Consider the following 13,263-nt stretch of genomic DNA (forward strand, 5'->3'; position numbering starts at 1 on the left):
ACTTGCTCAATTCTTCGTTGGGAGACGGTCAAAATGGCTAAAGAGAAATTTGAACGTAACAAACCGCACGTCAACGTCGGCACCATCGGTCACGTTGACCACGGTAAAACTACTCTGACTGCTGCTCTGACTCGCGTCTGCTCCGAAGTTTTCGGTTCGGCCCGCGTTGACTTCGACAAGATCGACAGCGCCCCGGAAGAGAAGGCTCGTGGTATCACCATCAACACCGCGCACGTAGAGTACGATTCCACTATTCGTCACTACGCGCACGTTGACTGCCCTGGCCACGCTGACTATGTGAAGAACATGATCACCGGTGCTGCGCAGATGGACGGCGCCATCCTGGTTTGCTCCGCAGCCGACGGCCCGATGCCGCAGACTCGCGAGCACATCCTGCTGTCCCGTCAGGTGGGTGTACCGTACATCGTGGTCTTCCTGAACAAGGCTGACATGGTGGACGACGCCGAGCTGCTGGAACTGGTTGAGATGGAAGTGCGTGACCTGCTGTCGACTTACGACTTCCCGGGCGACGACACTCCGATCATCATCGGTTCCGCGCTGATGGCGCTGAACGGTCAAGATGACAACGAGATGGGTACCACTGCCGTCAAGAAGCTGGTCGAGACTCTGGACAGCTACATTCCTGAGCCGGTTCGCGCCATCGACAAGCCGTTCCTGATGCCGATCGAAGACGTGTTCTCCATTTCCGGTCGCGGTACCGTGGTGACCGGTCGTATTGAGCGTGGCATCGTCCGTATCCAGGAAGAAATCGAGATCGTAGGTCTGCGTGACACCACCAAGACTACCTGTACTGGTGTTGAGATGTTCCGCAAGCTGCTCGACGAAGGTCGTGCTGGTGAGAACTGCGGCGTCCTGCTGCGTGGCACCAAGCGTGACGACGTAGAGCGTGGTCAGGTTCTGGCCAAGCCGGGCACCATCAAGCCGCACACCAAGTTCGAAGCTGAAGTGTACGTGCTGTCCAAGGAAGAAGGCGGTCGTCACACCCCGTTCTTCAAGGGCTACCGTCCGCAGTTCTACTTCCGTACTACCGACGTAACTGGTAGCTGCGAGCTGCCGGAAGGCGTTGAGATGGTAATGCCGGGCGACAACGTGAAGATGGTTGTTACCCTGATCAAGCCGATCGCCATGGAAGACGGCCTGCGTTTCGCGATTCGCGAAGGCGGTCGTACCGTTGGTGCCGGCGTGGTTGCCAAGATCGTCGAGTAATCGGTTGATCTGTCTCTGTCAGGTCGGCATAATGGTCGGCCTGATTTTCATCTAGGTCAGTAGCTCAATTGGCAGAGCGGCGGTCTCCAAAACCGCAGGTTGGGGGTTCGATTCCCTCCTGACCTGCCATATTTCTAGCGAATATGGCGTGTCTTTCACAGGATCCTCGTAAATGAATGCTAATGCTGAGGCCAAAGACTCGCGCTTCGATCTGCTCAAGTGGCTGGTTGTAGTCGCTCTGGTCGTCGTGGGTGTGGTCGGTAATCAGTACTTCTCTGCCGAGCCGATTCTGTACCGTGTCCTGGTGTTGTTGGCTCTGGCTGGTGTTGCGGGCGCTGTTGCGCTGCAGACCGCGAAGGGGCAGGCGTTTACCGGGCTGGCCAAGGAAGCGCGCGTCGAGATTCGCAAGGTCGTCTGGCCGACTCGTCAAGAAACCACGCAAACCACGTTGATCGTGGTGGCTGTCGTCCTCGTGATGGCGCTTTTGCTGTGGGGGCTTGACTCGTTGCTGGGCTGGCTTGTTTCGTTGATTGTAGGTTAAGGGTGTCCCGTGGCTAAGCGTTGGTACGTTGTGCATGCTTACTCGGGCTACGAGAAGCATGTGATGCGTTCGTTGATCGAGCGCGTCAAGCTCGCTGGCATGGAAGATGGCTTTGGCGAAATTCTGGTTCCTACCGAAGAAGTGGTAGAGATGCGTAACGGCCAGAAGCGCAAGAGCGAGCGCAAATTCTTCCCAGGCTATGTGCTGGTGCAGATGGACATGAACGAAGGGACTTGGCACTTGGTCAAGGATACCCCGCGTGTCATGGGCTTTATTGGTGGTACTGCCGATAAGCCGGCGCCGATCACCGACAAAGAGGCCGAGGCCATCCTGCGTCGTGTTGCCGATAGTGGCGACAAGCCGAAGCCGAAGACGCTGTTCGAGCCGGGCGAGATGGTTCGCGTGGTCGACGGTCCGTTCGCTGATTTCAGTGGCGTGGTCGAAGAAGTCAATTATGAAAAGAGCCGTATCCAGGTGGCGGTGACCATTTTCGGTCGCTCGACGCCGGTCGAGCTGGAGTTCAGTCAGGTCGAAAAGGCATAACTGACACAAGCATCCCATACCCCGCAGTCTCGGACTGCGGGGTTTTGTCGTCACTGGGATAAATATGTAATCACCGGGGAGCCGCAAGGCGCTAGTACCCGTAATTGGAGTAGCTCATGGCTAAGAAGATAACGGCTTATATCAAGCTGCAAGTAAAGGCTGCACAGGCCAACCCGAGCCCGCCAGTAGGCCCGGCTCTGGGTCAGCACGGTGTGAATATCATGGAATTCTGCAAGGCGTTCAACGCCAAGACCCAAGGCATGGAGCCTGGTCTGCCGACTCCGGTGATCATCACTGTTTACAGCGACCGCAGCTTCACCTTTGAAACCAAAAGCACCCCGGCTTCGGTTCTGCTGAAGAAAGCGGCAGGTCTGACCAGCGGCTCGGCTCGTCCGAACACCGTCAAGGTCGGCACTGTGACCCGTGCCCAGCTGGAAGAGATCGCCAAGACTAAAGAGGCTGATCTGACTGCAGCTGACCTGGATGCGGCCGTGCGTACCATCGCCGGTTCCGCTCGCAGCATGGGCCTGAACGTGGAGGGTGTGTAATGGCTAAGTTGACTAAGCGTCAAAAGGCAATCGCGGAAAAAGTCGAAGCCGGCAAGGCTTACAACTTCGTCGAGGCCGCTGCACTGCTGGCCGAGCTCTCGGCTGTCAAGTTTTCCGAGTCCGTGGACATCGCGGTAAACCTGGGTGTCGACCCGCGTAAATCCGACCAGGTCGTGCGCGGCGCCACCGTGCTGCCGAACGGCTCCGGCAAGTCGGTACGCGTTGCCGTGTTCACCCAGGGTCCGGCTGCCGAGGCCGCTCTGGCTGCCGGCGCCGACCGCGTAGGCATGGACGACCTGGCTGCCGAAATGAAAGGCGGCGACCTGAACTATGACGTGGTCATCGCTTCGCCGGACGCCATGCGCGTCGTCGGTCAGTTGGGCCAGGTGCTCGGCCCGCGCGGCCTGATGCCGAACCCGAAGGTCGGCACCGTGACCCCGGACGTCGCCACTGCGGTGAAGAATGCCAAGGCTGGTCAGGTGCGTTTCCGTACCGACAAGAACGGCATCATCCACGGTTCCGTCGGCAAGGTCGGTTTCGAAGCCGACAAGCTGAAGCAGAACGTTGAGGCGCTGATTTCCGACCTCAAGCGTCTGAAGCCGTCGACTTCCAAAGGTATTTACGTCAAGCGCGTGACCCTGAGCACCACCATGGGTCCGGGTCTGGTCATCGATCAGGCATCGCTGGACGTGTAATGAAGTTGGCCGGCGGAGTTGCTCCGTCGGCCTGAAAGATTGGGGTCCCTGCCTGGCGGGGGCTGTCCAAGACCGTAGGCGGCGCAAGCCTTAAACCTCCAGCCTACGCAGATGGTGCTCCCGATTCGTACCGAATCAGACACCAAAACGCCGTCCAGCTCCGGTTGGACGAAACGGTAACATCCAGGAGTAAACCCGTGGCAATTAAACTCGAAGACAAGAAGGCCATCGTCGCTGAAGTCAACGAGGCTGCCAAAGCTGCCCTGTCCGCTGTCGTGGCTGATGCCCGTGGCGTGACCGTAGGTGCTATGACCGGACTCCGTAAAGAGGCCCGCGCATCTGGTGTGTACGTGAGAGTCGTACGTAACACCCTGCTGCGCCGCGCCGTTGAAGGCACTCAGTTTGACGTGCTCAACGACGTGTTCAAAGGCCCGACCCTGATCGCGTTCTCCAACGAACATCCGGGCGCTGCTGCCCGTATCTTCAAGGAATTCTCGAAGGGTCAGGACAAGTTCGAGATCAAGGCAGCTGCGTTCGAGGGTCAGTTCCTCGCAGCCAACCAGATCGACGTACTGGCAACTCTGCCGACTTACAACGAAGCGATTTCTCAGCTGATGAGCGTGATGCAAGGCGCCACCAGCAAGTTCGTTCGTACTTTGGCGGCTGTTCGCGACCAGAAAGAAGGCGTTGCTGCCTGATCCAGGCCGCATAGTCCCCTTTCAATCTTATTTGTTTAATTTGATGGCCGCGAAGGCTGTCCCCCAATACAGGAATTAGAGTCATGGCTCTGACCAACGAAGACATCATCAACGCCGTATCCGACATGTCCGTGATGCAGGTTGTTGAACTGATCAAGGCAATGGAAGAGAAGTTCGGCGTAACCGCCGCCGCTGCTGTTGCTGCCGGCCCAGCCGCTGCTGCCGCTGCAGTCGAAGAGCAGACCGAGTTCAACATCGTTCTGGTTTCCGCTGGCGAGAAGAAAGTGAACGTCATTAAGGCTGTTCGCGAGCTGACCGGCCTGGGCCTGAAAGAAGCCAAGGCAGTCGTTGACGGCGCTCCGGGCGTAGTCAAGGAAGGCGCTTCCAAGGATGAAGCCGAAGCCGCTAAGAAGGCTCTGGAAGAAGCTGGCGCCACTGTCGAGCTCAAGTAAGCGACGACTTTGCGTCTGCAGCCTAAGCGATTCGCATAAGGCTGATGGCTGGTGGCTCTTGCCACCGGCCTTTTTCCGTTCCAGGTCGACTAATCATCGCTCGGCCTGGTTCGGAAGCTCCCACCCTACGCGGGTGGCGCAAACCTAGGGTTTGCAAGATTTTCTGGCTGCTCCCGTCGGAGAGGCCAAATAAGCAGGTGACCAAGCTGGGGAACGCTGATGGCTTACTCATACACTGAGAAAAAACGTATCCGCAAGGACTTTAGCAAGTTGCCGGATGTCATGGATGTGCCTTATCTCCTGGCCATCCAGCTGGATTCGTATCGCGAATTCCTGCAGGCGGGAGCGACCAAGGACCAGTTTCGCGACATCGGCCTGCACGCGGCCTTCAAGTCCGTTTTCCCGATTATCAGCTATTCCGGCAATGCTGCTCTGGAGTATGTCGGTTATCGCCTGGGCGAACCGGCCTTTGACGTCAAGGAATGCGTGCTGCGCGGCGTGACTTTCGCCGTACCGCTGCGGGTTAAGGTTCGTTTGATCATTTTCGACAAAGAATCGTCGAACAAAGCGATCAAGGACATTAAAGAGCAAGAAGTTTACATGGGGGAAATCCCCCTGATGACCGAGAACGGTACCTTCGTTATCAACGGTACTGAGCGCGTCATCGTTTCCCAGTTGCACCGCTCGCCGGGCGTGTTCTTCGATCATGACCGCGGCAAGACCCACAGCTCCGGCAAGCTGCTGTACTCCGCACGGATCATTCCGTACCGCGGTTCCTGGCTGGACTTCGAGTTCGACCCGAAGGACGCCGTGTTCGTGCGTATCGACCGCCGCCGCAAGCTGCCGGCCTCGGTCCTGCTGCGTGCCCTGGGTTACAGCACCGAAGAGATGCTGGACGCCTTCTATGACACCAACGTGTTCCACGTGAAGGGCGATTCCCTGAGCCTGGAACTGGTGCCGCAGCGTCTGCGTGGCGAAATTGCCGTACTCGACATCAAGGATGGCAACGGCAAGGTCATCGTCGAGCAAGGTCGCCGTATCACTGCCCGCCATATCAACCAGCTGGACAAGGCTGGCATCAAGGAGCTGGACGTACCGCTCGACTACCTGATCGGCCGCACCACGGCCAAGGTGATCGTGCACCCGGCTACCGGCGAAATCATCGCCGAGTGCAACACCGAGCTGACGCTGGAGCTGCTGCTCAAGATCGCCAAGGCTCAGGTCGTACGCATCGAAACCCTGTACACCAACGACATCGATTGTGGTCCGTTCGTCTCCGATACCCTGAAGATCGACTCCACCACCAATCAGTTGGAAGCGCTGGTCGAGATCTACCGCATGATGCGTCCTGGCGAGCCGCCAACCAAGGATGCCGCCGAGACCCTGTTCAACAACCTGTTCTTCAGCGCCGAGCGTTACGACCTGTCGGCCGTCGGCCGCATGAAGTTCAACCGTCGTATCGGTCGTACCGAGATCGAAGGTTCCGGCGTGCTCAGCCGCGAAGACATCGTCGCGGTCCTCAAGACCCTGGTCGATATCCGTAACGGCAAGGGCATCGTCGACGACATCGACCACCTGGGTAACCGCCGCGTGCGTTGCGTCGGCGAGATGGCCGAGAACCAGTTCCGCGTGGGCCTGGTGCGTGTCGAGCGGGCGGTCAAAGAGCGCCTGTCGATGGCCGAAAGCGAAGGCCTGATGCCGCAGGACCTGATCAACGCCAAGCCGGTTGCGGCGGCGGTGAAGGAGTTCTTCGGTTCCAGCCAGCTCTCGCAGTTCATGGACCAGAACAACCCGCTCTCCGAGATCACCCACAAGCGCCGCGTCTCCGCGCTTGGCCCGGGCGGTCTGACCCGTGAGCGTGCCGGCTTCGAAGTGCGTGACGTACACCCGACCCACTACGGCCGTGTGTGCCCGATCGAAACCCCGGAAGGCCCGAACATCGGCCTGATCAACTCCCTGGCGGCCTATGCCCGCACCAACCAGTACGGCTTCCTCGAGAGCCCGTACCGCGTGGTGAAGGACACCCTGGTCACCGACGAGATCGTCTTCCTGTCCGCCATTGAAGAGGCCGATCACGTGATCGCCCAGGCTTCGGCGACCATGAACGACAAGGGTCAGCTGGTCGATGAGCTGGTGGCCGTGCGTCACCTCAACGAATTCACCGTCAAGGCGCCGGAAGACGTCACCCTGATGGACGTCTCGCCGAAGCAGGTGGTTTCGGTCGCGGCCTCGTTGATTCCGTTCCTCGAGCACGATGACGCCAACCGCGCACTGATGGGTTCGAACATGCAGCGTCAGGCGGTGCCGACCCTGCGTTCGGACAAGCCGCTGGTCGGTACCGGCATGGAGCGCAACGTCGCCCGTGACTCCGGGGTCTGCGTGGTCGCACGCCGTGGCGGGGTGATCGACTCGGTCGACGCCAGCCGCATCGTGGTACGGGTCAACGATGACGAAGTCGAGACCGGTGAGGCCGGTGTCGACATCTACAACCTGACCAAGTACACCCGCTCCAACCAGAACACCTGCATCAACCAGCGTCCGCTGGTGAGCAAGGGTGACAAGGTCGAGCGCAGCGACATCCTCGCCGACGGCCCGTCCACCGACATGGGTGAGCTGGCGCTCGGCCAGAACATGCGCGTCGCGTTCATGCCGTGGAACGGTTACAACTTCGAAGACTCCATCCTCCTGTCGGAGCGTGTGGTTCAGGAAGACCGCTTCACCACGATCCACATCCAGGAACTGACCTGTGTGGCCCGTGACACCAAGCTCGGCCCAGAAGAAATCACCGCGGACATCCCGAATGTGGGTGAGGCTGCGCTGAACAAGCTGGACGAGGCCGGTATCGTCTACGTGGGTGCCGAAGTCGGCGCCGGTGACATCCTGGTCGGCAAGGTCACGCCGAAGGGCGAGACCCAGCTGACCCCGGAAGAGAAGCTGCTGCGCGCGATCTTCGGTGAGAAGGCATCCGACGTGAAGGATACCTCCCTGCGCGTGCCGACCGGTACCAAGGGCACCGTGATCGACGTTCAGGTCTTCACCCGCGATGGTGTCGAGCGTGATGCCCGTGCCCTGTCGATCGAGAAGATGCAGCTGGACGAGATCCGCAAGGACCTCAACGAGGAGTTCCGCATCGTCGAAGGCGCGACCTTCGAGCGTCTGCGTGCAGCCCTGGTCGGCAAGATCGCCGAGGGCGGCGCCGGCCTGAAGAAGGGCAGCGAAGTCACCGACGAGTTCCTCGATGGCCTCGAGCGCGGCCAGTGGTTCAAGCTGCGCATGGCGGACGACGCGCTGAACGAGCAGTTGGAGAAGGCCCAGGCCTACATCTCCGACCGCCGCCAGCTGCTCGACGACAAGTTCGAAGACAAGAAGCGCAAGCTGCAACAGGGCGATGACCTGGCGCCGGGCGTGCTGAAGATCGTCAAGGTCTACCTGGCCATTCGCCGTCGCATCCAGCCGGGTGACAAGATGGCCGGTCGTCACGGTAACAAGGGTGTGGTCTCGGTGATCATGCCGGTCGAGGATATGCCCCACGATGCCAACGGCACGCCGGTGGATATCGTCCTCAACCCGCTGGGTGTACCGTCGCGTATGAACGTCGGTCAGATCCTCGAAACCCACCTGGGCCTCGCGGCCAAGGGCCTGGGCGAGAAGATCAACCGCATGCTCGAAGAGCAGCGCAAGGTCGCCGAGCTGCGTCAGTTCATGCAGCAGATCTACAACGAGATCGGTGGGCGTCAGGAAAGCCTGGACGAGCTGAGCGATCAGGAGATCCTCAACCTGGCCAAGAACCTGCGCGGCGGTGTGCCAATGGCCACTCCGGTGTTCGACGGTGCCAAGGAAAGCGAGATCAAGGCGATGCTCAAGCTCGCCGACCTGCCGGAAAGCGGTCAGATGCGCCTGATCGACGGCCGTACCGGTAACCAGTTCGAGCGTCCGACCACTGTCGGTTACATGTACATGCTCAAACTGAACCACCTGGTGGACGACAAGATGCACGCGCGTTCCACTGGTTCCTACAGCCTGGTGACCCAGCAGCCGCTGGGTGGTAAGGCGCAGTTCGGTGGTCAGCGCTTCGGGGAGATGGAGGTGTGGGCGCTGGAAGCCTACGGCGCCGCCTACACCCTGCAGGAAATGCTGACCGTGAAGTCGGACGACGTGAACGGCCGTACCAAGATGTACAAGAACATCGTGGACGGCGATCACCGTATGGAGCCGGGCATGCCCGAGTCCTTCAACGTACTGATCAAAGAGATCCGTTCGCTCGGTATCGACATCGATCTGGAAACCGAATAACACGTGACGCGAATCGGGAGTGGGGCGCTGTAGCCCACTCCCTGCTCCGCCAGGAGGAAAGGCCTTGAAAGACCTACTGAATTTGCTGAAAAACCAGGGTCAGATCGAAGAGTTCGACGCCATCCGTATCGGATTGGCCTCGCCTGAGATGATCCGTTCGTGGTCGTTCGGTGAAGTTAAAAAGCCGGAAACCATCAACTACCGTACCTTCAAGCCCGAGCGCGATGGTCTGTTCTGCGCCAAGATCTTTGGCCCGGTAAAGGACTATGAGTGCCTGTGCGGCAAGTACAAGCGCCTCAAGCATCGCGGCGTGATCTGCGAGAAGTGCGGCGTCGAAGTGGCCCTGGCCAAGGTTCGCCGTGAGCGCATGGCGCACATCGAGCTGGCCTCGCCGGTCGCCCACATCTGGTTCCTCAAGTCGCTGCCGAGCCGTATCGGCCTGCTGATGGACATGACCCTGCGTGACATCGAACGCGTGCTCTATTTCGAGAGCTACGTGGTAATCGATCCGGGCATGACCACCCTGGAAAAGGGCCAGCTGCTGAACGACGAGCAGTACTTCGAAGCCCTCGAAGAGTTCGGCGACGACTTCGACGCGCGCATGGGCGCCGAAGCCGTGCGCGAGCTGCTGCACGCCATCGACCTGGAGCACGAGATCGGCCGCCTGCGCGAAGAGATTCCGCAGACCAACTCGGAAACCAAGATCAAGAAGCTGTCCAAGCGTCTGAAGCTGATGGAAGCCTTCCAGGGCTCCGGCAATCTGCCGGAATGGATGATCCTGACCGTGCTGCCGGTGCTGCCGCCGGACCTGCGTCCGCTGGTTCCGCTGGATGGCGGCCGTTTCGCGACCTCCGACCTGAACGACCTGTACCGCCGGGTGATCAACCGTAACAACCGCCTCAAGCGCCTGCTCGACCTCTCCGCGCCGGACATCATCGTGCGCAACGAGAAGCGCATGCTGCAGGAGGCGGTCGACGCCCTGCTCGACAACGGCCGTCGCGGTCGCGCCATCACCGGCTCGAACAAGCGTCCGCTGAAGTCCCTGGCCGACATGATCAAGGGTAAGCAAGGTCGTTTCCGTCAGAACCTGCTCGGTAAGCGCGTGGACTACTCCGGTCGTTCCGTGATCACCGTGGGCCCGACCCTGCGCCTGCACCAGTGCGGCCTGCCGAAGAAGATGGCCCTGGAGCTGTTCAAGCCGTTCATTTTCGGCAAGCTGGAAATGCGTGGTCTGGCGACCACCATCAAGGCGGCCAAGAAGATGGTCGAGCGCGAGCTGCCGGAAGTCTGGGACGTGCTCGCCGAAGTGATCCGCGAACACCCCGTGCTGCTCAACCGTGCGCCGACCCTGCACCGTCTGGGTATCCAGGCGTTCGAGCCGGTGCTCATCGAAGGCAAGGCGATTCAGCTGCACCCGCTGGTCTGCGCCGCGTACAACGCCGACTTCGACGGTGACCAGATGGCCGTGCACGTGCCGCTGACGCTGGAAGCCCAGCTGGAAGCGCGCGCGCTGATGATGTCGACCAACAACATCCTCTCGCCGGCCAACGGCGAGCCGATCATCGTGCCGTCCCAGGACGTGGTACTGGGTCTGTATTACATGACCCGTGAAGCGGTCAACGCCAAGGGCGAGGGTCGTGTGTTCGCCGACCTGCAGGAAGTCGACCGCGTGTTCCGCGCCGGTGAGGCCTCGCTGCATGCTCGCGTGAAGGTCCGGATCAACGAGACCATCAACGAGAAGGACGGCAGCGTCACCAAGAACACCCGCATCGTCGACACCACTGTCGGCCGTGCGCTGCTGTTCCAGATTGTCCCCGCCGGCATGCCGTACGACGTGGTCAACCAGTCGATGAAGAAGAAGGCGATCTCCAAGCTGATCAACCAGTGCTACCGCACGGTCGGTTTGAAGGACACCGTGATCTTCGCCGACCAGCTGATGTACACGGGTTTCGCCTACTCGACCATCTCCGGTGTGTCGATCGGCGTGAACGACTTCGTCATCCCGGACGAGAAGGCGCGGATCATCGACGCCGCCACCGAGGAAGTGAAGGAGATCGAGAGCCAGTACGCCTCCGGCCTGGTGACCCAGGGCGAGAAGTACAACAAGGTGATCGACCTGTGGTCCAAGGCCAACGACGAAGTGTCCAAGGCGATGATGGGCAACCTCTCGAAAGAGAAGGTTATCGATCGCGATGGCAACGAAGTCGAGCAGGAATCCTTCAACTCCATGTACATGATGGCCGACTCCGGTGCGCGGGGTTCTGCTGCGCAGATCCGTCAGCTCGCCGGTATGCGCGGTCTGATGGCCAAGCCGGACGGCTCGATCATCGAGACGCCGATCACCGCGAACTTCCGCGAAGGTCTGAGCGTTCTGCAGTACTTCATCTCGACCCACGGTGCGCGTAAGGGTCTGGCGGATACCGCGTTGAAGACCGCGAACTCCGGTTACCTGACCCGTCGCCTGGTCGACGTGGCCCAGGACCTGGTGGTGACCGAGATCGACTGCGGCACCGAGCACGGCCTGCTGATGACGCCGCACATCGAAGGCGGCGACGTGGTCGAGCCCCTGGGCGAGCGCGTACTGGGTCGAGTCATCGCCCGCGACGTGTTCAAGCCGGGCACCGACGAGGTCATCGTCCCGGCCGGCACCCTGGTCGACGAGCAGTGGGTCGAGTTCATCGAGCTGAACAGCATCGACGAAGTGATCGTGCGTTCGCCGATCAGCTGCGAAACCCGCTACGGCATCTGCGCCAAGTGCTACGGCCGCGATCTGGCCCGTGGTCACCAGGTGAACATCGGTGAAGCGGTCGGCGTTATTGCCGCCCAGTCCATCGGTGAGCCGGGTACCCAGCTGACCATGCGTACGTTCCACATCGGTGGTGCGGCCAGCCGGACCTCCGCGGCCGACAGCGTTCAGGTCAAGAACGGCGGCGCTATCCGCCTGCACAACCTCAAGCACGTCGAGCGTCTGGACGGCGCCCTGGTCGCGGTTTCGCGTTCCGGCGAGCTGGCCGTGGCCGACGAGTTCGGTCGCGAGCGCGAGCGCTACAAGCTGCCCTACGGTGCGGTGATTTCGGTCAAGGAAGGTGACAAGGTCGAAGCTGGCGCCATCGTCGCCAAGTGGGACCCGCACACCCACCCGATCGTCACCGAGATGATGGGTACCGTGACCTTCGTCGGCATGGAAGAAGGCATCACCATCAAGCGTCAGACCGACGAACTGACCGGTTTGACCAACATCGAGGTACTGGATCCGAAGGATCGCCCGGCGTCCGGCAAGGACATCCGTCCGGCGGTCAAGATGGTCGACGCCTCCGGCAAGGAACTGCTGCTGCCAGGTACCGACGTACCGGCTCAGTACTTCCTGCCGGCCAACGCCCTGGTGGGTGTGGCCGACGGTGGTCAGGTCAACGTGGGTGACGTCATCGCACGTATCCCGCAGGAAACCTCGAAGACCCGTGACATCACCGGTGGTCTGCCGCGCGTTGCCGACCTGTTCGAGGCACGCCGGCCGAAAGAGCCGTCGATCCTCGCGGAGATCAGCGGCACCATCTCGTTCGGCAAGGAGACCAAGGGCAAGCGTCGCTTGGTGATCACGCCGACCGATGGCAGCGATCCGTACGAGGAGCTGATTCCGAAGTGGCGTCACCTCAACGTCTTCGAAGGCGAACAGGTGAACAAGGGCGAAGTCATCTCCGACGGCCCGAGCAATCCGCACGATATCCTGCGTCTGCTCGGCGTCAGCGCCCTGGCCAAGTACATCGTCAACGAGATCCAGGACGTTTACCGCCTGCAGGGTGTGAAGATCAACGACAAGCACATCGAGACCATCCTGCGGCAGATGCTGCGCAAGGTCGAAGTGGCTGAGTCGGGTGACTCCAGTTTCATCAAGGGCGACCAGATGGAGCTGACCCAGGTGCTGGAAGAGAACGAGCGCCTGTCCGGCGACGATCGCTTCATCGCCAAGTACGACCGCGTGCTGCTGGGTATCACCAAGGCCTCGCTGTCCACCGAGTCGTTCATCTCGGCGGCGTCGTTCCAGGAGACCACTCGCGTTCTGACCGAGGCGGCGGTAACTGGCAAGCGCGACTTCCTCCGCGGCCTGAAGGAAAACGTGGTGGTGGGACGTCTGATTCCCGCCGGTACCGGTCTGGCGTACCACAGCGAGCGCAAGCGCAAGCGTGATGCCGACAAGCCGGTACGGGTCAGCGCCAGTGAGGTGGAAGCCGCACTGACCGAAGCGCTGAACTCCAGCGGTAGCTAATC

Annotated in this window: 9 protein-coding genes and 1 tRNA gene; all 10 read left to right on the top strand. The window is 60.6% G+C overall.

Annotated features, from left to right (window positions below):
• Positions 1 to 33: 33 nt before the first annotated feature.
• The 10 genes from tuf to rpoC all read left to right on the top strand — a co-directional run bounded on the left by tuf (position 34) and on the right by rpoC (position 13,261).
• On the top strand, positions 34 to 1,227 hold the full coding sequence (gene tuf, locus KDW96_RS14875; RefSeq protein WP_255837021.1) for an elongation factor Tu: 1,194 nt from the start codon (positions 34 to 36) through the stop codon (positions 1,225 to 1,227).
• A 53-nt stretch (positions 1,228 to 1,280) separates the two neighbouring features.
• Positions 1,281 to 1,356: transfer RNA gene (locus KDW96_RS14880), tRNA-Trp, on the top strand.
• Between the two features lie 43 nt (positions 1,357 to 1,399).
• Complete coding sequence (gene secE / locus KDW96_RS14885; RefSeq protein WP_255837022.1) at positions 1,400 to 1,768, top strand: preprotein translocase subunit SecE; 369 nt, start codon at positions 1,400 to 1,402, stop codon at positions 1,766 to 1,768.
• A 9-nt stretch (positions 1,769 to 1,777) separates the two neighbouring features.
• Positions 1,778 to 2,311 (top strand): transcription termination/antitermination protein NusG, encoded by a 534-nt coding sequence (gene nusG / locus KDW96_RS14890; RefSeq protein WP_255837023.1) that lies wholly within the window; start codon positions 1,778 to 1,780, stop codon positions 2,309 to 2,311.
• Positions 2,312 to 2,427: 116 nt separating this feature from the next.
• Complete coding sequence (gene rplK / locus KDW96_RS14895; RefSeq protein WP_213641507.1) at positions 2,428 to 2,859, top strand: 50S ribosomal protein L11; 432 nt, start codon at positions 2,428 to 2,430, stop codon at positions 2,857 to 2,859.
• Positions 2,859 to 3,554, top strand: coding sequence for a 50S ribosomal protein L1 (gene rplA, locus KDW96_RS14900; protein ID WP_255837025.1), 696 nt, complete (start codon positions 2,859 to 2,861; stop codon positions 3,552 to 3,554). The genes rplK and rplA overlap by 1 nt, the downstream gene beginning before the upstream one ends.
• A 197-nt stretch (positions 3,555 to 3,751) precedes the next feature.
• The gene (rplJ, locus tag KDW96_RS14905) at positions 3,752 to 4,252 is read left to right on the top strand and encodes a 50S ribosomal protein L10 (RefSeq protein WP_255837026.1); all 501 of its coding nucleotides are present in this window, start codon (positions 3,752 to 3,754) and stop codon (positions 4,250 to 4,252) included.
• 83 nt (positions 4,253 to 4,335) lie between these two features.
• Positions 4,336 to 4,704, top strand: coding sequence for a 50S ribosomal protein L7/L12 (rplL, locus tag KDW96_RS14910; RefSeq protein WP_255837027.1), 369 nt, complete (start codon positions 4,336 to 4,338; stop codon positions 4,702 to 4,704).
• Between the two features lie 219 nt (positions 4,705 to 4,923).
• Complete coding sequence (rpoB, locus tag KDW96_RS14915) at positions 4,924 to 8,997, top strand: DNA-directed RNA polymerase subunit beta (RefSeq protein WP_255837028.1); 4,074 nt, start codon at positions 4,924 to 4,926, stop codon at positions 8,995 to 8,997.
• Between the two features lie 64 nt (positions 8,998 to 9,061).
• Positions 9,062 to 13,261 carry a DNA-directed RNA polymerase subunit beta' gene (rpoC, locus tag KDW96_RS14920; RefSeq protein ID WP_255837029.1) on the top strand — a complete coding sequence of 1,400 codons (4,200 nt, stop codon included), beginning with the start codon at positions 9,062 to 9,064 and terminating at the stop codon, positions 13,259 to 13,261.
• Positions 13,262 to 13,263: the final 2 nt, after the last annotated feature.

The organism is Pseudomonas benzenivorans, assembly GCF_024397895.1.
GTDB lineage: Bacteria > Pseudomonadota > Gammaproteobacteria > Pseudomonadales > Pseudomonadaceae > Aquipseudomonas > Aquipseudomonas benzenivorans_A.

What these genes read in the sequence shown, in the direction of transcription:
- tuf (WP_255837021.1), top strand. Translation starts at nt 34, where the DNA reads ATGGCTAAAGAGAAATTTGAACGTAACAAACCGCACGTCAACGTCGGC.
- secE (WP_255837022.1), top strand. Translation starts at nt 1,400, where the DNA reads ATGAATGCTAATGCTGAGGCCAAAGACTCGCGCTTCGATCTGCTCAAG.
- rplK (WP_213641507.1), top strand. Translation starts at nt 2,428, where the DNA reads ATGGCTAAGAAGATAACGGCTTATATCAAGCTGCAAGTAAAGGCTGCA.
- rplA (WP_255837025.1), top strand. Translation starts at nt 2,859, where the DNA reads ATGGCTAAGTTGACTAAGCGTCAAAAGGCAATCGCGGAAAAAGTCGAA.
- rplL (WP_255837027.1), top strand. Translation starts at nt 4,336, where the DNA reads ATGGCTCTGACCAACGAAGACATCATCAACGCCGTATCCGACATGTCC.
- rpoB (WP_255837028.1), top strand. Translation starts at nt 4,924, where the DNA reads ATGGCTTACTCATACACTGAGAAAAAACGTATCCGCAAGGACTTTAGC.